The organism is Pollutimonas sp. M17 (assembly GCF_025836975.1).
Taxonomy (GTDB): domain Bacteria; phylum Pseudomonadota; class Gammaproteobacteria; order Burkholderiales; family Burkholderiaceae_B.
In genome coordinates, this window is the sequence record NZ_CP107548.1 from 1,144,058 (window position 1) to 1,163,082 (window position 19,025).

The window sequence follows — 19,025 nt, forward strand, 5'->3', positions numbered from 1 at the left end:
CGACAGGTAAATAGCGGGCTATTCGCCACACCACTATTTTCCGGATCGGGCTTGCCCCGGCGACCTAATGACCCAGAAGCTGAAACCCAGGCAGTACAATATGGCCTTTATTCGTCCAACGGAGACGCACCCTTGCATCTCTACGTTCGGCGGTTTTTCAGCTTCTATAGGCTGACGCGATTATATGCCGCTTTTCCCTATGCGCAAAACAGTTATTGCCAATAACCCTGCTCCCAGTGTGCGTTTTATCGAAATCGACGCCGAACACGCGGGCCAGCGCATCGACAATTTCCTGTTGCGTTTATGCAAGGGCGTGCCCAAGAGCCATTTGTACAAGGCCATACGCAACGGCGAGGTGCGGGTCAACAAGGGGCGGATCGCCGCCGATTACCGCCTCGAGCAGGGCGATACGCTGCGGGTGCCGCCCCTGCGGCTGCCCCGGCCCGACGAGGCGCGCAAGGCGCCGCCCGCCGTATTTCCCGTCGTCTTCGAGGACGACGCCATGGTCGTCGTCAACAAGCCCGCCGGCCTGGCGGTGCATGGCGGCAGCGGGGTGTCTTTCGGCGTCATCGAGCAATTGCGCGCCGCGCACCCCGATGCGCCCCTCCTGGAACTGGCCCATAGGCTGGACCGTGAAACCTCCGGGCTGCTGATCGTCGCCAAGAAGCGCAAGGCCTTGCTGGGCCTGCACGACATGATGCGCGAAGGCGCCGGGCGCAAGCATTACCAGGCCCTGGTGGTGGGCGACTGGGTGAACGACAAGCAGCACCTGCGCCAGCCTTTGCTGAAATGGCTGACCGCCTCGGGCGAGCGGCGCGTAAAGGTGGACCCGTCCGGCAAGGCGGCGCACACCATCATCACCCTGCAAAAGCGCTATGGACGCTACAGCCTGCTGGGCGCCGAGCTGCGCACCGGCCGCACCCACCAGATCCGGGTGCATCTGGCCGCCAGCGGCCATCCCATCGTGGGCGACGAAAAATACGGGCCGGACGAGGTGCGCGCGCATTTCGCCCGTCTGGGCCTGAACCGCATGTTCCTGCATGCCTGCCGCCTGGAAATCCCACACCCCCTGACGGGGGAACCGCTGGTCCTGACGGCGGATCTGCCCCCGGCCTGCCTGAATATTCTTGATTACCTGGAGCAAAATTCGTGAAACGCTATTCGGCCGTGGTCTTCGACTGGGACGGCACCGTGATGGATTCGACGCATTCCATCGTGGCGGCCATACAGGGCGCCTGCGCCGATCTCGGCTTGCCGGTGCCGCCGGCCCAAGAGGCGGCCTGGGTCATCGGCCTGTCGCTGGAAAGCGCCTTGTATCGCTGCGTCCCCACGCTCACGGCCGACCAGATGCCCGATTTCGTCGACCGCTATCGCGTCCACTTTCTCAGACGCGATCCGGAGATCAAGCTTTTCGACGGCATCACCGACCTGCTCGCCACGCTGCAGTCCCGCCAGGTCCGCCTGGGCGTGGCCACCGGCAAAAGCAGGGTCGGCCTGGACAGGGTGCTGACAGCGAAGCAACTGCATGGGCATTTCCATGTAACACGCTGCGCCGACGAGTCCTTCAGCAAGCCCCATCCGGCCATGCTGCTGGAAATCATGGAGATGCTGGACATCCCGGCGGAACAGATCCTGATGGTGGGGGACACCTCGCACGACATACAAATGGCGGCCGCGGCGGGCGTGGACAGCATGGCCGTCACCTACGGCGCGCACGATACGGCGACCCTGCTGCAGGCCGAGCCCACCGTCATGGTGTCCAGCGTGGGCGAAATGCAGTCCTGGCTGCTGGACCGCGTCTGACCGGCGCCATCCGGCCGGCCGTCCCCGGGACAATCGCCATAAATCAGCGGTGCCGGGAAGAGGGGGGCCGTACAACCGGAACTTTTTGCCGCCTTGCCGCGTCATATCCGGAAACGCCTCCAGGAACGGATCGCCATGCCCAAGAACGCAATTCCGCCCATCGCGGCTTCCGACATCACCCCCGAGCCCGTGTGGCTGTCGCGGCGCAACTGGCTGCGGCAGGCCGGCCTTGGCGCTCTCGCCCTGGGCAGCGGCGGCCTGCTTTCGTTGGATGCCGAAGCATCCCAGGCGGTGCAAAAGCTTTCGGCCGCGCCCAATCCCGAATACTGGCTCAGCGCCAAGCAGACTTCTGAAAAAGACGTCAGTTCGTACAATAATTTCTATGAGTTCGGCACCGGCAAGACCGATCCCCTGGACTATGCCGGCAAAATGCAGACGCGGCCCTGGACCGTCAGCATCGAGGGCGAAGTGGCCCGGCCGCGCACATTCGACATCGACGACCTGCTGAAGCTGGCCCCCATCGAAGAGCGCGTCTACCGCCTGCGCTGCGTCGAGGCCTGGTCCATGGTCATCCCCTGGAACGGCTATTCCCTGGCGACGCTGCTGCGGCAGGTCGAGCCCACCAGCAAGGCGAAATATGTGGAATTCATCTCGGCGGTGCAGCCGGCCAACATGCCCGGCCTTAATGACCGCATCATCGACTGGCCCTATACCGAGGGCCTGCGCATCGATGAAGCCATGCATCCGCTGACCATGCTGGTGTTCGGCGTGTACGGCAAGATCCTGCCCAATCAGAACGGCGCGCCCATGCGGGTGGCCATCCCCTGGAAATACGGCTTCAAGTCGGGCAAGTCCATCGTCAAGATCCGGCTGGTCGAAAACATGCCCGTCACCAGCTGGGCCAAGATCGCGCCCAACGAATATGGCTTCTACGCCAACGTCAACCCCGACGTCCCGCATCCGCGCTGGAGCCAGGCAACGGAACGCCGCATCGGCGATGGCTTCTTCGCCCCGCGCGTGGAAACCCTGCCTTTCAACGGCTATGGCGAGCAGGTCGCGTCTTTGTACGCCGGCCTGGATCTTCGAAAAAACTATTAGGGTGCCCATGCTGAAAGACGGGCCGCGCTGGACGGCGAAGCAGGTCGGTAGGGCCAAGCCCCTGGTCTTCCTGCTGGCCCTGTACCCCCTTTTTCGCTGGGTGTGGCTGGGATTCAGCGGCGGGCTTGGGGCGAATCCGCCCGAATTCCTGATCCGGTCTTCCGGCATCTGGGCGCTGGTGGCGCTGGGGCTCACCCTGGCCATCACGCCCTTGCGCCGCATCGTCGACCAACCCGCCCTGGTGCGCCTGCGCCGCATGCTGGGCCTGTTCGCCTTCTTCTACACCTGCCTGCACCTGCTGGGCTGGGCTTTCTGGGAAAGGGGCTGGTCGCTGTCCTCGATGTGGGACGACGTCGTGCAGCGTACATTCATCACGGTGGGCATGGTGGCCTTCCTTCCCATGCTGGCGCTGGCCTTGACTTCAACGCGCGGCTGGATTCATCGCCTGGGCCGCAATTGGCAGCGACTGCATCGCAGCGTCTATGCGATTGCCGCCTTGTCGGTGTGGCATTTCTGGCTGGTCCGCGCGGGCAAGAACGACTTTTTCGAGCCCTATGTGTATGGTGCGTTGCTGGCCGTGCTGTTGCTGATACGCGTGGCCTTCTATGCCAGGCGGAGTCGTAGCTGACCTCCTTCGGGCTCTTGCCGCGCCGTCAAGCTGAAGCCGGCACGCGGCGGCTAGCCTATTTTCGGTTCAGGTGTTTACAGGCTTTATGGCCTGTGAGTGTGTGGCCATGGTTGTGAGTGTGTGACGTCCGCTTGTTAAACCGGCGCAGCCGGTGGGCAGGGGCCGGGCTCCGATCGCTGCGCCCCTTCGGGGTCCCCTTGCAGCCGCTTTGCGCCGGGGGCCGGGCGCGAACTCGCCGGCAATCAGCCGCCTGTGGGCTGATTGCCGGCTCAAACATGCGCGCCCTCTTACGCCCCCGGCGCAAAGCAGCTGCGGCGGCTTGCTCAAACGTCACCCGTCCCCTGCCCACCGGCTGCGCCTTGGCAGCATGACTGGCGACGGACTACGGCGGGATGATGGACACTGGTGGGGCGCCGAACCGGCCACGAGGAGCAAGGCCGGCTCCCGCCACCCGGCACGCGTCAGAGAATACCCTGGACGAACCTTGCCCAGTTCCACAACCCTGCACGAACCTTGCCCGGCTCTACAAAATATCGCAGCAGCAGAACCAACAAGCACGTAAGCACCTGAACTGAAAATGCTCTAGCCAGGCCGTCGCGCCGCGGCCTCCGTTCCATCAAGGCAATGCCTTCAGTATGGCCAGCGTCTCGGCGTCCGGATTGCCGTCGTAGAGCGCTGGACGGTAGTGCATCTGGAAGGCGGCGATCACGTTCCGGGTGGCCTTGTCCAGCGTCCCGCTGTAGGGGACGTCGTAGCCCGTGCGGCGCAATTCCTTCTGCACCCAGGCCACGTCGGGCAGGCCCTTCCATTGGAATTCTTCCCGGTAGGCCCGCATCAGGGTTTCGTCGTACCAGCGCCCCAGGCCCTGCCGGGCCAGTTCCCGCCAGGGAAACAGCGGGCCCGGATCTATCTTGCGTTGCGGGGCAATGTCGCTGTGGCCGACGATATTGGGCGCCTTGATCTGGTGGCGGGCGACGATGTCTTTCAGCAGCAAGGCCAGGACGCGCATCTGCTCCGGCTTGTAGGGTTCCCACTCGTCGCCCTGCCTGCCCTGGTTGACGATCTCGATTCCGATGGAGCCGCTGTTCATGTCGGTGCGCCCATACCACTGGCTGACGCCCGCGTGCCAGGCGCGGCGGCTTTCGTCGACCAGTTGATAGACATGGGGCCGGGGCTCGTCGGTGATCAGGTAATGGCTGCTGACATTGCGCTGGGACAGTATCTTCAGCGATGCTTCATTGCCGGCCGAGGTGTAGTGCAGCACCACGAACTCCACCCGGCTGTTCTGGCTCTGCGCCTGTATGCTGCGATCGATATCCAGCCGTCCGGGCCGGGTGGACGAACAGGCGGCCAGGGCAGCCAGCGCCAGGCAGGCCGCCAGTCGCGCCGCGTGCCGCAGCACCCGGCCGGCGCCCGCCGAGCGTCCGTGGCGGGCGAACATGGACGTGGTCATTGGATGATCCTTCCGTATTCAGTTCCGGCGCCCGGCCAGGAACAGGAAGATGGTGGGCTTGCGCGCCAGATCGGGCGCCGCCGCCTTCTTCCATTGGGCAATGCTGCACGTGCGTATCCATTCGTCGCCGGTCGTCAGCGAGCGGGCGACGCAAAGCCGTGTCGTATCGTTCAGCGCCTGTTTCAGGGTCTGGAACATGGCTTCGTTGCGATAAGGGGTTTCGATCAGGATCTGGGTCTGGTCCTGCTTGCGCGAAATGCTTTCCCAGGCCTTCAGTTGCCTGGCGCGTTCGGAGGGGTCCACGGGCGCATAGCCATGGAAGGCGAAGCGCTGGCCGTCCAGCCCGCTGGCCATCAGGCTGAGCAAGATGGACGACGGGCCCACCCAGGGCGCGACGCGTATGCCCATGGCATGGGCCAGGGCCACGACGCGGGCGCCGGGGTCGGCCACGGCGGGGCAGCCCGCTTCGGACACCAGGCCTATTTCGCCGCCTGCCAGCAAGGGCTGGAGCCAGGCCTTCATTTGCTGGGCATCCACTTTGCCGTCCAGTGTGTGGATGGTGATGTCCTGCAGCGGTCCGGCCGTGCCGACCAGCTTCAGGAAGGCGCGGGCCGTCTTGGCGTTCTCGGCGATATAGGTGGTCAGGCGTCCGGCAAGCTCCTGGACGGCCTGCGGAAGCCAGGCGGAGGGCGATGCCTCGCCCATGCCCACGGGTATCAAATGCAATGTTCCAACTGTTTTCACATGTACTCCGGATTCTCTTTGCCTTGCGGCATATGTGCCCCGCGCCGCCGCGCAGGCATGCCCGCTACGCCTGCGCCAGGGGGTCGATGCCGAATGCGCGCAGCATGCGGGCAAGGGCGATGAGCGGCAGGCCGATGATGGCGGTGGGATCGTCGCTGCGCATGCTGTCCATCAGGGCGATGCCCAGGCCTTCGGCCTTGGCGCTGCCGGCCGTGTCGTAGGGCTGCTCGCGGTGCAGATAGCGGGTGATCTCCTCGTCGGTCAGCGTGCGGAAACGGCAAAACGTAATGATATCGTCGGTCAGGTAGCGGCGTCCGTCGCTGACGCACAGGGCGCTGTGGAACTCCACCGTCCGGCCGCTGAGCTGCAAAAGCTGTTGCCGGGCGCGTTCGAACGAGCCTGGCTTGCCGATGGGCGAGCCGTCGACGGTCGCCACCTGGTCGGAGCCGATGACCACCGCCCCGGGCTGCGCCTGGACAACGGCCTGGGCCTTGGCCATGGACAGGCGCAGGGCCAGCTGCGCCGGGGTTTCGCCATGCATGGGGCTTTCGTCGATGTCGGGCGATATGGCCGTAAAGGGAACGCACAGGCGTTCAAGCATTTCCTTGCGATAGCGCGAGCTTGAGGCTAGGATGAGACGCATAAGGGGTTTTTGGGTCGGTTTGGTTTGACTGTAAATGACTGAACACGTTATTATCTAATGTTTTCTTTGTGCACGAAAGGCGCCTTGCATGGCCTTAACCTCGTAAGGGTGCGGCAGCGTGGCGCAGCAGTGTGCGGATGCAAGCGGGTGCTTGGCAAAGAAAGGCACCTGGCGGGACGAATCTGGGACGAATCGTGGAAAAGCAAGCTTCGGGCGGGTACGAGCCCTATATCGACACGTTCGAGCTTACACGTCTTGGCCAAGAGGTTTCCGGCCAGGCGCCTATTGCCCGGTTCGGGCGCCTTATCGGCGACTTGCCCGGGCAAGAGGACACCGTGGTGTCCTGGTCGTTGCGGGGCATGCAGGATGCGCGGGACCGGCATTTTTTGCAGGTTCACATAAAGGCGGCGCCCACGCTGGAATGCCAGCGCTGCCTGAAGCCTTTCCAGTGGCCGGTCGATTCCACCAATCGCCTGCAGGTGGTGAAGTCCCAGGCCGCCCTGGAGGCCGAGGACGTCCTGGACGCCGAATCCGACGATATCATTGAACGTATCGTTGGTTCCAGGCGCCTCGATGTCCTGGAGCTGATCGAGGATGAGCTCATCCTGGGTCTGCCCTATGTGCCCATGCACGAAGTTTGTCCGACGCCGGAGCCTCTTTCCCAGGAGCCCGACGCCGAAACAGCCAGGCCTTCGCCGTTCGCGGCTTTGAGCCAGCTTAAGAAAGATTGATTTAACGCATTTAACTTGCGGGACTATCGCTTACAATAGCGACCCGTTTTCAGGAGTCATCATGGCCGTTCAGCAAAACAAAAAGAGCCCGTCTAAACGCGGTATGCATCGTTCGCACGATTTCATTTCCGCGCCTCCCACGGCTGTAGAACCCACGACCGGTGAATTGCACCTGCGTCACCACATCAGCCCCAACGGCGTCTACCGCGGCCGCAAGGTACTCAAGTCCAAGAACGACGAGTAAGTCGGGCTTTTGCGATCTCGCTATAAACGCCATAGATTGCGCGCTTAATGCCGACAACTGAGATTCGGATTGCCATCGATTGCATGGGCGGTGATGTCGGCTTGCCGGTTACCGTCCCCGCCGCCTGTCAATTCGCCAAGCAGAATGCCGACACGCGTTTCCTGCTTGCGGGCGACGCGGACGCGATCGAGGCCCGCCTGCGCTCCCTGGGCGACCTGGGGCGCGACTGGTACGAAATCCTGCCTGCCTCCGAGGTCGTCACCATGGACGACCCCGTCGAGGTCGCATTGCGGCGCAAGAAAGATTCATCGATGCGCGTTGCCGTGCAGGCCGTCAAGGACGGCCGCGCCGATGCCTGCATTTCCGCGGGCAACACCGGCGCCTGGATGGCGATTTCACGCTACATCCTGAAAACGCTGGACGGCATCGACCGGCCCGCCATCGCCACGTCCATTCCGAACCAGAAGGGCGGGGCGACCACCATGCTGGACCTGGGCGCCAACGTCGATTGCTCGGCCGAGCATCTGCTGCAGTTCGCCATCATGGGGTCGGCGCTGGCCTCCGCGGTCGACCGCCGCCAGCAGCCCACCATCGGCCTGCTCAACATCGGCGAAGAAGTCATCAAGGGCAACGAGGTCGTCAAGCAGGCGGCCGAGCTTCTGCGCACCAGCGGCCTGAACTTCTACGGCAACGTCGAGGGCGACGACATCTGCAAAGGCACGGTCGACGTCATCGTCTGCGACGGCTTCGTCGGCAATGTGGTGCTCAAGTCCATCGAAGGGGTGGCGAAAATGGTCGCCACCATGATGCGGGCCGAATTCAAGCGCGATGCCTTGTCCATGGCGGCGGGAGTGCTGGCCACGCCGGTGCTGAACCGCCTGCGCGACCGGGTCGACAACCGCCGCTACAATGGCGCGGCACTGCTGGGTTTGCGGGGCATCGTCATCAAAAGCCACGGCTCGGCCGACGCCTACGCCTTTGGCTATGCGCTGCAAAGGGCGCGTGAAGCGGTGCATAATGGTCTGCTTGATGGTACAACCAACGCCATCGATCATCTTCGCCAGAGTTTGCAGGCCGCAGCGGCGCAATCGGCGAAGCTCTCCAACGATTTATCTGATCCTGCGCGCTAGCCGGGTATCTGGAAGCTACTATGCCTTATGCCAAGATAATAGGGTCGGGCGGATACTTGCCTCCCCGTATCGTGTCCAACGACGATCTTGCCGCCGACCTTGCCACGCGCCAGATCGAGACCTCCGATTCCTGGATCGTCGAGCGCACGGGCATACGGCAGCGCCATCTGGCCGACACCGGCACCACCACCAGCCAGCTGGCGGCGCGGGCGGCGCAGATCGCCCTGGACGATGCCGGCGTCGAAGCCGGCGAGATCGACCTGATCATCGTCGCCACCTCCACGCCCGATTTCGTCTTTCCCAGCACGGCTTGCCTGGTGCAGGCCAAGCTTGGCGCCAAGGGCGGGGCGGCGTTCGACGTGCAGGCGGTATGCAGCGGCTTCGTCTACGCTCTGGCCACCGCTGACGCCTTCATCCGCGCCGGGCGCGCGAAGACCGCGCTGGTCATCGGCGCCGAGGTGTTTTCCAGCATTCTCGACTGGAACGATCGCAGCACCTGCGTGCTGTTCGGCGACGGCGCCGGCGCCGTCGTCCTGAAGGCGTCCGACGAGCCCGGCATCATGGCCGCGCAATTGAATGCCGACGGCAGCCAGATGAAGATACTTTGCGCCGCGGGCAATGTGGCGCACGGCGAAGTGGTGGGCGATCCCTTCCTGCGCATGGACGGCCAGGCTGTATTCAAGCTGGCGGTCACCTCGCTCACCAAGTCGGCCATCGATGTCTGCGAGCAGGCCGAAGTAAAGCTGGAAGACATCGATTGGCTGGTGCCGCACCAGGCCAATGTGCGCATCATCAATTTCCTGGGCCGGCGCCTGGGTATCCCGGACGAGAAGGTCGTCGTCACGGTCGACCGGCATGCCAATACCTCCGCCGCCAGCGTGCCGCTGGCATTCGACGTGGCTCGCCGCGACGGCCGCATCAAGGCCGGGGACTCCGTCCTGATGCAGGGCGTCGGCGGCGGCTTCACATGGGGTTCCGTGCTGGTGAAAATGTAAACACGCCACGGTTTGCGCCGCGCGCGGACCTTGCGGATTTGTTTCCCATCTACTTGTATCTGCTTTATGAAAATAGCTTTCGTCTTTCCCGGACAGGGATCGCAATCCATCGGCATGCTCGATGCCTGGGCGGGCAATGCCGCGGTCAATGAAGTGGTCGGCCGCGCATCGGCCGCGTTGGGGCAGGATCTGGCCGCGCTCGTTTCGGGCGGCCCCGCCGACGACCTGAATCTCACGACCAATACCCAGCCCGTCATGCTGACGGCGGGCGTGGCGGTCTACCGCGCCTGGCTCGATGCGGGCGGACGTCCGCCGGCGCTGGTCGCGGGCCATAGCCTGGGCGAGTACTCGGCCCTGGCGGCCGTCGGCGCGCTGTCGCTGGAGGATGCCGTGCGCCTGGTGCGCGTTCGCGCCGACGCCATGCAGGCCGCCGTGCCGGTCGGCGCGGGCGGCATGGCCGCCGTGCTGGGCCTGGACGACGATGTCGTCCGGGACGTATGCGCCAGGGCGGCGCAGGGCCAAGTCGTGGAAGCGGTCAATTTCAATGCCCCCGCGCAAGTCGTCATTGCCGGGCACAAGGCGGCGGTCGAGCGCGCCTGCGAACTGGCCAAGGCCGAGGGCGCCAAGCGCGCCCTGGTGCTGCCGGTGTCCGCGCCCTTTCATTCCAGCCTGCTCAAGCCCGCCGCCCAGGTGCTGGAAGGCGCGCTGGCCGGCATCGAACTGGTCTCGCCGCAAGTGCCCCTGATCAACAACGTCGACGTCCAGGCGCCGTCGGAGCCGGCCGCCATCAAGGACGCGCTGGTGCGCCAGGCCTGGCACCCCGTGCGCTGGGTCGAAACGCTGCACGCCATGAAAGAGCAGGGCGTCACGCACGTGGTCGAATGCGGTCCGGGCAAAGTGCTGGCGGGCCTGACCAAACGCATAGACCGCGATCTGGTCGGGTTGGCCATTACCGATCCGGCATCCCTGCACGCTGCATTAGAGACTCTACAAGGATAAAGACAATGCAAGACAAACCACTGGCGGGCAGGATTGCCCTGGTAACGGGCGCCACGCGCGGCATCGGCAAGGCCATTGCGCTTGAACTGGCGGCGCAGGGCGCCACGGTGGTCGGCACGGCCACCTCCGAGTCCGGCGCGCAGGCGATCTCCGAAATGCTGGCCGCAAGCGGCGGGCGGGGCGTTGCGCTGGACGTGAACGACGCCCAGGCCTGCGACGACCTGGTGGCGGAACTGGGCAAGCAGGACGGCGGACCCCATATATTGGTCAACAATGCCGGCATCACGCGCGACAACCTGGCCATGCGCATGAAGGACGAGGACTGGGATACGGTCATCGCCACCAATCTGTCCTCGGTGTTCCGCCTGTCGCGCGCCGTGACGCGCAACATGATGAAAGCCCGCTGGGGCCGCATCATCAATATCACGTCGGTGGTCGGCTCCAGCGGCAACCCGGGCCAGGCCAACTACGCCGCCGCGAAGGCCGGCGTGGCCGGCATGGCGAGGGCGCTGGCGCGCGAACTGGGCAGCCGCAACATCACGGTCAATTGCGTCGCGCCCGGCTTCATCGAAACCGACATGACGCGCGCGCTGAACGAATCGCAGACCGCCGCCATCCTCTCGCAGATACCGCTGGGCCGGCTGGGCGCGGCAGCCGAGATCGCGTCGGCCGTGGCCTTCCTGGCCGGGCCGCAGGCCGGCTACATCACCGGCACCACGCTGCACGTGAACGGTGGAATGTATATGTAATAAGCGGACAGGCCCCTCTCGTAGGGTAAAATCTGTCCAATCCAGAGGTGTTCCGCACAGAGACTTGCGCCCATCAGGCAAAATGCGCTCATTGCCGGTAATGCCGTTTTTTTTGTCATAGCCAGCACCATTCGCTATTTCGTTTGGCTATAATTCGCGGGAATTTTCCCTACTTGGAGATCTGCATGGAAAGCATCGAACAGCGCGTCAAGAAGATCGTCGCTGAACAACTTGGCGTCAACGAAGCCGAGATCAAAAACGAATCTTCCTTCCTTGACGACCTCGGTGCCGATTCGCTCGATATGGTCGAGCTCGTGATGGCACTGGAAGATGAATTCGAAACCGAAATTCCGGACGAAGAGGCCGAAAAGATCACGACGGTTCAGCAAGCTGTTGACTACATCACATCGCACAGCAAGCAGTAATTTCAATTTTTCGGGTGCGGGCCCGGCATCAAGCGCTCCCACCCCAAGGCGGTTTATAGGTATAGGCTCGCCGCCCTGCCAAATTCATTCCGGGGTTTGGCGTCGGGGCGCGTCTATTCGCTTTAAGCCGCTTTTTTATTTTAGGAGTCATCCGTGAAACGACGTGTCGTCATTACCGGCCTGGGTATTGTTTCGCCAGTCGGCAACGATATTGACAGCGCCTGGGACAATATCGTTAATGGACGCTCCGGCATCGGACGCATCACGCGGTTCGATCCATCGGCGTTCAATGCCCAGATAGCGGGTGAAGTCAAAGGCTTCGATGTCACGCAGTACATGTCGGCCAAGGAAGCCAAGCAAATGGATACCTTCATCCATTACGGCGTGGCGGCCGGCGTCCAGGCATGGCGCGACAGCGGCCTGGCGGCCACCGAGGAAAATGCGGATCGCATCGGCACCATCATCGGCTCCGGCATCGGCGGGTTGCCCCGCATCGAAGAAACACAAGTCGAATACCTGGAACGCGGCCCCCGCCGCATTTCGCCGTTTTTCGTCCCGGCTTCCCTGATCAACCTGATCTCCGGCCAGCTGTCCATCATGCTCGGCCTGAAAGGGCCCAGCTATGCCGTGGTTTCGGCCTGCACGACGGGGCTGCACTCCATCGGCGACGCAGCCCGGCTTATCGAATACGGTGATGCCGACGTCATGGTCGCCGGCGGCGCCGAGTCCACCGTGTCGCCCCTGGGCATAGGCGGCTTTGCCGCCATGCGCGCGCTGTCCACGCGCAACGACGATCCGGAAACGGCTTCCCGCCCCTGGGATCGCGACCGCGATGGCTTCGTCCTGGGCGAGGGCGCCGGCGCCCTGGTGCTCGAAGAATACGAGCATGCCCGCAAGCGCGGCGCGCGCATCTACGGCGAATTCGCCGGCTATGGCATGAGCTCCGACGCCCATCACATTACCTCGCCCGACCGCGACGGCCCCCGGCGCGGCGTGATCAACGCCCTGCGCAACGGCGGCGTCAATCCCGACGAGGTCGACTACGTGAATGCGCACGGCACTTCCACGCCCCTGGGCGACAAGAACGAATCCGAAGCGCTCAAGCTGGCCTTCGGCGACCACGCCAGGAAACTGGTCGTCAATTCCACCAAGTCCATGACCGGCCACCTTCTGGGCGCCGCCGGCGGGATCGAAGCGGTATTCACGGCCCTTGCCGTCTATCACCAGATATCTCCGCCCACCATCAATATTTTCAATCAGGACCCTGAGTGCGATCTGGATTATTGCGCCAATGAAGCGCGCAAGATGAAGATCGACGTCGCCCTGTCGAATTCATTCGGCTTCGGCGGTACCAATGGGTCCATGATCGTGCGGAGGGTGTAGGCTGGGGCGGCCCATGACACCCATCAGGCAATGGCCCATCCGGCATCGACTATGGCGGGTGGGCTTGTCGGGGGGCGTGTCAGGCGCCGGCTTGCCCGCCACCGATACGCTGTCGCTCGATAGCAGCGGCGCCTGGCAATTGGCGTCGCGCGGAGCGGGCCGGCCCCTGCGGCTTTGCCACGTCTGGCAGGCTTTCGCCTGGATCACCCTGCGTTTGCGCGACGGCGCGGCGCCGGCGGCCGCGCCGGTGCAGCTGACTGTCTGGAAATTCGGCCTGCCGCCGCAGGCCTGGCGCGAACTTTGCGTCTGTGTGGCCCGGCAGGCCGCCATGCCGGAACGCGGCGGCTCCAAAAAGGAAAACCCATGAGCGAACGCGAGGTCGATGCCGAGCTGGTGGCTCGGGTGCAACGCGGAGACAAGCGCGCCTTCGATCTGCTGGTCCTGAAGTACCAGCGCAAGATCATGCGCCTGCTGTCCCGGATGATCCGCGATCCGGCCGAAATCGAGGACGTCGCCCAGGAAGCTTTCATCAAGGCCTATCGGGCCCTGCCCCAGTTCCGGGGCGAGAGCGCCTTCTACACCTGGCTCTACCGCATCGCCATCAATACCGCCCGCAACTGGCAAGTGGCCAGCGGACGCCGTCCGAGCACGCTAAATGCAATTGAAACCGAAGACGGTGAAACTTTTAGCCAGATCGACAACCTAACAGACATCAGCACCCCGGAATCGGCCCTGGCCAGCCGACAGATCGTCGAAACGGTCAATGCGGCCATCCAGGCCTTGCCGGAAGACTTACGCACCGCCATCGTATTGCGGGAAATTGAAGGTATGAGCTACGAAGACATCGCCCAGAGCATGGCCTGCCCCATAGGCACGGTCCGTTCACGGATTTTCCGCGCACGCGAGGCCATCGCGGCGCAATTGCGTCCGGTCCTGGGCAGCGATCCCGAGCGCCGCTGGTAAGGAGCCCACATACAATGCAAGCCGATCATCAAGCCAGGCACGACGCCGACCAGGAACAGGCTTCCTGGGAAGCCTCCGTCTCCACATGGATAGACGGGGAAGGCGACATCCGCCCGGAAGAACTCGATACGCCGTATGGCCGGCAGGTCTGGGATACCTATCACCTTATCGGCGATGTCCTGCGCAACCAGGACCTGGCCATCAAGCCGTCCGACTTCTTCTACGCCCGGGTTTCCAAGGCCATCGATGCCGAGCCGCACATCGTGGCGCCGCGCATGATGCGCCGTCAGGGGCCCGTGCGCGTCGGCCTGTCCGGCCTGGCGGTCGCCGCGGCGGTGGCATCGGTGGTGTGGGTGGCCCTGCCTTATATATCGGGCCCCGGCTCGACGCAGCCGGCCGCCACGCAGGTGCTGGCCAGCGCCGGCGACGACGCGGGGCTGCGCGACTACCTGGATGCGCACCGCGAGATCGCCGGCGTCAATCCGGTGCGCCAGGCTTCATTCGAGGTATCCCGCTGATGGCCATGGATTTCAGCGGCATCCCGGCCGCGCGGCTGCGGCGCCATGCCCGGCGTGCGCAGGCGGCGTGGGCCTGCCAGGCCATGCTGCTTGCGGCCGCTTGCGCGCTGGCCCAGCCGGCCTGGTCGGCCGAAGCGTCCAAGGCCGCGCCCGATCCGGTGCTGGCCACATTGCAAAAAATCCAGGACGCCGCGCGCAAGCTGGACTATTCCGGCGTATACACCTACCAGCAGGGCGGGGTCATGCTGTCCTCGCGCATCGTCCACCTGGTTGATGGCACAGGCGAGCGCGAACGCATCGAAATGCTCGATGGCGCGCCGCGCGAATTCCTGAGGCACAATGAAACCACGCAATGCCTGGTGCCCGAAAAGAAGGTCGTCATCGTCGAACGCCGGCGCGGCGACCGCTTTCCGGCCCTGATCCTGGGCGAAGGCAAGGGTATCCCGGAAAACTATCACTACATGCAGCGCGCGGGCACTAGCCGCATCGCCGGGCGTGAATGCTCGGTCATCGAGCTCACGCCCAAAGACAGCCATCGCTATGGCTACCGCCTGTGCGCCGACATCGAGACCAGCCTGCTGCTCAAGGCCCAGACCTTGAGCCAGCATGGCGGCGTCATCGATCAAATATCCTTCAGCAGCCTGCAGATCGGCGACAAGGTGCCGTCGGGCCAGTTGGCATCCAGCTGGAATACCAAGGGCTGGCAGGTCTTTGAAACCGCCATGACCCCGGTCGATCTGGCCAAGGGCGGCTGGCGGATACCGTTTCCACCCGGCTACCAGCCCGTCACGCAGGTCTCCCGGCCCATGAAGCGCGGCAAGCAGGTCAAGCAGCTGGTCATCACCGACGGCCTGGCGGCGATCTCGGTGTTCATCGAGCCCTATGACACGGACGGCGATACGGCGCTTGCCAACGGCGCGGTCAGCACCGGTGCGATGAACATCTTCCGCACACGCATCGGCGACCACTGGCTGACGGCCCTGGGCGAGGTCCCCGCCGAAACCGTGCGCGATATCGCAGAACGCACCGAGTACGTACCCCTGGCCGGGCGCTGATCCCTTTCAATCATCAACCTAGGAGTTCCATGATGCTTTCTGCTTATCTAGGAAATGGCAAGGTAAAACGCTTGATTGCCTGCGCGTCGGCCAGCTTGCTGGTCGCCTGCGCGGCCATCGGCGGAGTCGGCAACGCGCAGACCGCGTCCGCCCCCACATTGTCGGTACCCGATTTCACCCAGGTGGTCGCCAAGACCGAAGGATCGGTCGTCAATATCCGCACCACCGAAGCCGTGCCCATGCGCAACCCCGCCATGGGTCCGAACAGCAACGATCCCTACGAGATGTTCCGCTGGTTCTTCGGGCCCGATTTCATGCCTCCGGGCGCGCCCGGCCCGCGCCAGCGCAACACCCCGCCGGCGCCCGAACAGGAGCGCACGGTGCCCCGAGGCGTCGGTTCCGGCTTCATAATTTCCGAAGACGGCTACATCCTGACCAATAATCACGTGGTCGCCAAGTCCAACGGCATCTTCGTCACGCTGACCTCGGGCAAGGAATACAAGGCCAAGATCATAGGCACCGATCCGCGCACCGACGTGGCGCTCATCAAGATCGACGCCGAAGGCCTGGTGCCGCTGCCCATCGGCGACTCGACCAAGCTCAAGAAAGGGCAGTGGGTGCTGGCCATCGGCTCGCCTTTCGGGCTGGATTCCACGGTCACTTCGGGCATCGTCAGCGCCATCAATCGCGATACCGGCGACTACCTGCCCTTCATCCAGACCGATGTGGCGGTCAATCCCGGCAACTCGGGCGGCCCGCTGATCGACCTGGCCGGCCAGGTCGTGGGGGTCAATTCGCAGATCATTTCTCAGAGCGGCGGCTTCATGGGCATTTCCCTGGCCATCCCCATCGATGAGGTCATGCGCGTCGTGGAGCAGCTCAAAGAGCACGGCAAGGTCACGCGCGGCCGCATCGGCGTGCAGATCGGCCCCGTTTCCGACGACGTTGCCAAAGCCATCGGCCTGGAAGGCGCCAAGGGCGCCATGGTCAGCAACGTCGAGCAGGGCGGTCCGGCGGCGCAAGCCGGCGTGCGCCCAGGTGACGTCATCGTCAAGTTCGAGGGCAAGGACATCAGCCACATGACCGACCTGCCGCGCATCGTTGGCGCCACCAAGCCGGGCAAGCGGGTCGACATGGAAGTCTGGCGCAAGGGCAAGACGCACACCCTGCATGTCAAGGTCGGCGAGATGCCCGACGCCGACAGCGAAGGAGAAACCGCCAAGCCGGCCGAACCGAAGGCCGCGCCGGCCGACATCCTGGGGCTGAAGGTCACCGAAGTGGATGATGCGGCGCGCGGCAAGCTCGACATCAAGGGCGGCGTACAGGTAGTGCAGGCCGATGGCCCCGCCGCCGCCGCCGGCCTGGCCGCGGGCGACGTCATCGTCACCATCAACGACGTCGACATCACCGGGCCCCAGCAGTACGCCAAAGTGGTGTCCGGGCTGGACAAGTCCCGTGCCGCCGCCTTGCTGGTGGTGCGCGGCGATCAATCTCAGTGGATAACCGTTACGCCCGGAAAATAATCCTCAGAAACAGCTAAAATGGCGTAAAGCAAGAAGGGAGCGCCCTCTGGCGCTCCCTTTTTCATGTTTTCCCCCAATTTACCCGCTCATTTCCTGTCAATGGGCTTCTTTTCGCAGGTTTATGGATCACATCCGCAACTTCTCCATCATTGCCCACATCGACCATGGCAAGTCCACGCTGGCCGATCGCCTGATTCATCGTTGCGGAGGGTTGGCCGATCGTGAAATGTCCACGCAAGTTCTTGATTCCATGGATATCGAGCGCGAAAGAGGCATCACCATCAAGGCCCAGACGGCCGCGCTCAGCTACAAGGCCAAAGACGGCAAGACCTATGCCCTGAACCTGATCGACACGCCCGGGCACGTCGACTTCTCGTACGAGGTCAGCCGCTCGCTGTCGGCCTGCGAAGGCGCGCTGCTGGTCGTGGACGCCTCGCAGGGCGTCGAGGCCCAGACGGTCGCCAACTGCTATACCGCCATCGAGCTGGGCGTCGAGGTGCTGCCCGTCCTGAACAAGATGGATCTGCCCTCGGCCGATCCGGAAGGGGCGCGCCAGGAAGTCGAGGACGTGATCGGCATCGACGCCTCGGACGCCATCCTGTGCAGCGCCAAGACGGGCCTGGGCATCGACGACATCCTGGAAACCATCGTGGCCAAGGTGCCCGCTCCGGTGGGCGATCCCGCCAAGCCGCTACAGGCCTTGATCATCGATTCGTGGTTCGACAACTACGTGGGCGTGGTCATGCTGGTGCGCATCGTAAACGGCGTGCTCAAGCCCAAGGACAAGATCCTGCTGATGGCCACCGGCTACACCCATCTGTGCGAGCAGATAGGCGTGTTCACCCCCAAGTCCGTGGCTCGTTCGGAGCTCTCGGCCGGCGAAGTGGGTTTCGTCATCGCCGGCATCAAGGAGCTCGAGCACGCCAAGGTGGGCGATACCATTACGCTCGCCGGCAAGCCGGCCGAATCGGCCCTGCCTGGCTTCAAAGAGGTCAAGCCGCAGGTGTTCGCGGGGCTGTATCCGGTGGAAAGCAGCGAATACGACCAGCTGCGCGATTCGCTCGAAAAGCTGAAGCTGAATGATTCCTCGCTGATGTTCGAACCCGAGGTCTCGCAAGCGCTGGGCTTCGGCTTTCGCTGCGGCTTCCTGGGCCTGCTGCACATGGAAATCGTGCAGGAGCGCCTGGAGCGCGAGTTCGACATGGACATCATCACCACGGCGCCGTCGGTGGTGTACGAGGTCGAGCAGCGCGACGGCTCGGTGGCCATGATAGAAAGCCCCTCGCGCATGCCCGAGGTCGGCAACATCACCGAAATACGCGAGCCCATCGTCACGGTAACCCTGTTCATGCCGCAGGAATACGTCGGGCCGGTCATGTCCCTGTGCATGGTCAAGCGCGGCGTGCAACTGAACATGACCTATCACGGGCGCCAGGTGCATCTCATGTACGAGATGCCGCTGGCCGAGATCGTCCTGGACTTCTTCGACAAGCTGAAGTCGGTTTCGCGCGGCTACGCCTCCATGGACTACGAGTTCAAGGAATACCGCGCGGCCGACGTGGTGCGTGTCGACCTGCTGATCAACGGCGACCGAGTCGATGCGCTGTCCATGATCGTCCACCGCTCCAACGCCCGCTACCGCGGGCGCGAGGTGGTGTCCAAGATGCGCGGCCTGATTCCCCGCCAGATGTTCGACATCGCCATACAGGCGGCCATAGGCGCCGAGGTCGTCGCCCGCGAGAACGTCAAGGCCTTGCGCAAGAACGTCCTGGCCAAGTGCTATGGGGGCGATATCTCGCGCAAGAAGAAGCTGCTTGAAAAGCAGAAGGCCGGCAAGAAGCGCATGAAGCAGGTCGGCAACGTGGAAATTCCTCAAGAGGCCTTCCTGGCCATCTTGCAGGTCGAGGATAAATAACTTGAATAACAACAAGGTGTGCCGGG

General features: G+C 63.8%; 21 protein-coding genes. 18 read left to right on the forward strand and 3 right to left on the reverse strand.

Going from position 1 to position 19,025, the window contains the following annotated elements; translation table 11 throughout:
* Positions 1-199 precede the first annotated feature (199 nt).
* The 4 genes from OEG81_RS05480 (at position 200) to OEG81_RS05495 (ending at position 3,529) form a co-directional block, all read left to right on the forward strand.
* Positions 200-1,153 carry an RluA family pseudouridine synthase gene (locus tag OEG81_RS05480; RefSeq protein WP_264131701.1) on the forward strand — a complete coding sequence of 318 codons (954 nt, stop codon included), beginning with the start codon at positions 200-202 and terminating at the stop codon, positions 1,151-1,153.
* Positions 1,150-1,803: an HAD-IA family hydrolase gene (locus tag OEG81_RS05485; protein ID WP_264131702.1), complete on the forward strand. Its 654-nt coding sequence runs from the start codon at positions 1,150-1,152 to the stop codon at positions 1,801-1,803. The genes OEG81_RS05480 and OEG81_RS05485 overlap by 4 nt, the downstream gene beginning before the upstream one ends.
* Positions 1,804-1,938: 135 nt before the next feature.
* Entirely contained in the window at positions 1,939-2,901 is a 963-nt protein-coding gene (gene msrP, locus OEG81_RS05490; protein ID WP_264131703.1) for a protein-methionine-sulfoxide reductase catalytic subunit MsrP, read from the forward strand.
* Between the two features lie 7 nt (positions 2,902-2,908).
* Positions 2,909-3,529: a sulfite oxidase heme-binding subunit YedZ gene (locus tag OEG81_RS05495; RefSeq protein WP_264131704.1), complete on the forward strand. Its 621-nt coding sequence runs from the start codon at positions 2,909-2,911 to the stop codon at positions 3,527-3,529.
* Positions 3,530-4,145: 616 nt separating this feature from the next.
* Here the strand turns inward: OEG81_RS05495 and OEG81_RS05500 are convergent.
* The 3 genes from OEG81_RS05500 to OEG81_RS05510 form a co-directional block, all read right to left on the reverse strand.
* Entirely contained in the window at positions 4,146-4,928 is a 783-nt protein-coding gene (locus OEG81_RS05500) for an N-acetylmuramoyl-L-alanine amidase (protein WP_412034132.1), read from the reverse strand.
* Between the two features lie 72 nt (positions 4,929-5,000).
* Positions 5,001-5,687 (reverse strand): SAM-dependent methyltransferase, encoded by a 687-nt coding sequence (locus tag OEG81_RS05505; RefSeq protein WP_264132488.1) that lies wholly within the window; start codon positions 5,685-5,687, stop codon positions 5,001-5,003.
* A 103-nt stretch (positions 5,688-5,790) separates the two neighbouring features.
* A complete protein-coding gene (locus OEG81_RS05510; RefSeq protein ID WP_264131705.1) occupies positions 5,791-6,369 on the reverse strand; it encodes a Maf-like protein in 579 nt (192 codons plus the stop codon).
* Positions 6,370-6,563: 194 nt separating this feature from the next.
* Between OEG81_RS05510 and OEG81_RS05515 the strand changes: the two genes are divergently transcribed.
* From OEG81_RS05515 to lepA, 14 genes are all read left to right on the forward strand, one after another.
* On the forward strand, positions 6,564-7,100 hold the full coding sequence (locus OEG81_RS05515; RefSeq protein WP_264131706.1) for a YceD family protein: 537 nt from the start codon (positions 6,564-6,566) through the stop codon (positions 7,098-7,100).
* 61 nt (positions 7,101-7,161) lie between these two features.
* Positions 7,162-7,344 (forward strand): 50S ribosomal protein L32, encoded by a 183-nt coding sequence (gene rpmF, locus OEG81_RS05520; protein ID WP_264131707.1) that lies wholly within the window; start codon positions 7,162-7,164, stop codon positions 7,342-7,344.
* Positions 7,345-7,391: 47 nt separating this feature from the next.
* A complete protein-coding gene (gene plsX, locus OEG81_RS05525; protein WP_264131708.1) occupies positions 7,392-8,474 on the forward strand; it encodes a phosphate acyltransferase PlsX in 1,083 nt (360 codons plus the stop codon).
* A gap of 20 nt (positions 8,475-8,494) precedes the next feature.
* A complete protein-coding gene (locus tag OEG81_RS05530) occupies positions 8,495-9,469 on the forward strand; it encodes a beta-ketoacyl-ACP synthase III (RefSeq protein WP_264131709.1) in 975 nt (324 codons plus the stop codon).
* Positions 9,470-9,535: 66 nt separating this feature from the next.
* Positions 9,536-10,468: an ACP S-malonyltransferase gene (gene fabD, locus OEG81_RS05535; protein ID WP_264131710.1), complete on the forward strand. Its 933-nt coding sequence runs from the start codon at positions 9,536-9,538 to the stop codon at positions 10,466-10,468.
* Positions 10,469-10,473: 5 nt separating this feature from the next.
* The gene (gene fabG / locus OEG81_RS05540; RefSeq protein ID WP_264131711.1) at positions 10,474-11,217 is read left to right on the forward strand and encodes a 3-oxoacyl-ACP reductase FabG; all 744 of its coding nucleotides are present in this window, start codon (positions 10,474-10,476) and stop codon (positions 11,215-11,217) included.
* 185 nt (positions 11,218-11,402) lie between these two features.
* Positions 11,403-11,642, forward strand: a complete 240-nt coding sequence (gene acpP, locus OEG81_RS05545; RefSeq protein ID WP_043680887.1) for an acyl carrier protein — start codon at positions 11,403-11,405, stop codon at positions 11,640-11,642.
* 153 nt (positions 11,643-11,795) lie between these two features.
* Positions 11,796-13,025: a beta-ketoacyl-ACP synthase II gene (fabF, locus tag OEG81_RS05550; RefSeq protein WP_264131712.1), complete on the forward strand. Its 1,230-nt coding sequence runs from the start codon at positions 11,796-11,798 to the stop codon at positions 13,023-13,025.
* A 13-nt stretch (positions 13,026-13,038) separates the two neighbouring features.
* The gene (locus tag OEG81_RS05555) at positions 13,039-13,392 is read left to right on the forward strand and encodes a hypothetical protein (protein ID WP_264131713.1); all 354 of its coding nucleotides are present in this window, start codon (positions 13,039-13,041) and stop codon (positions 13,390-13,392) included.
* Entirely contained in the window at positions 13,389-13,988 is a 600-nt protein-coding gene (gene rpoE, locus OEG81_RS05560) for an RNA polymerase sigma factor RpoE (RefSeq protein ID WP_264131714.1), read from the forward strand. Before OEG81_RS05555 ends, rpoE begins: the two co-directional genes overlap by 4 nt.
* 14 nt (positions 13,989-14,002) lie before the next feature.
* On the forward strand, positions 14,003-14,506 hold the full coding sequence (locus OEG81_RS05565) for a sigma-E factor negative regulatory protein (RefSeq protein WP_264131715.1): 504 nt from the start codon (positions 14,003-14,005) through the stop codon (positions 14,504-14,506).
* Complete coding sequence (locus OEG81_RS05570; RefSeq protein WP_264131716.1) at positions 14,506-15,561, forward strand: MucB/RseB C-terminal domain-containing protein; 1,056 nt, start codon at positions 14,506-14,508, stop codon at positions 15,559-15,561. Before OEG81_RS05565 ends, OEG81_RS05570 begins: the two co-directional genes overlap by 1 nt.
* A 32-nt stretch (positions 15,562-15,593) precedes the next feature.
* Positions 15,594-17,084 carry a Do family serine endopeptidase gene (locus tag OEG81_RS05575; RefSeq protein ID WP_264132489.1) on the forward strand — a complete coding sequence of 497 codons (1,491 nt, stop codon included), beginning with the start codon at positions 15,594-15,596 and terminating at the stop codon, positions 17,082-17,084.
* Positions 17,085-17,205: 121 nt separating this feature from the next.
* Complete coding sequence (gene lepA / locus OEG81_RS05580) at positions 17,206-18,999, forward strand: translation elongation factor 4 (RefSeq protein ID WP_264131717.1); 1,794 nt, start codon at positions 17,206-17,208, stop codon at positions 18,997-18,999.
* Positions 19,000-19,025 lie beyond the last annotated feature (26 nt).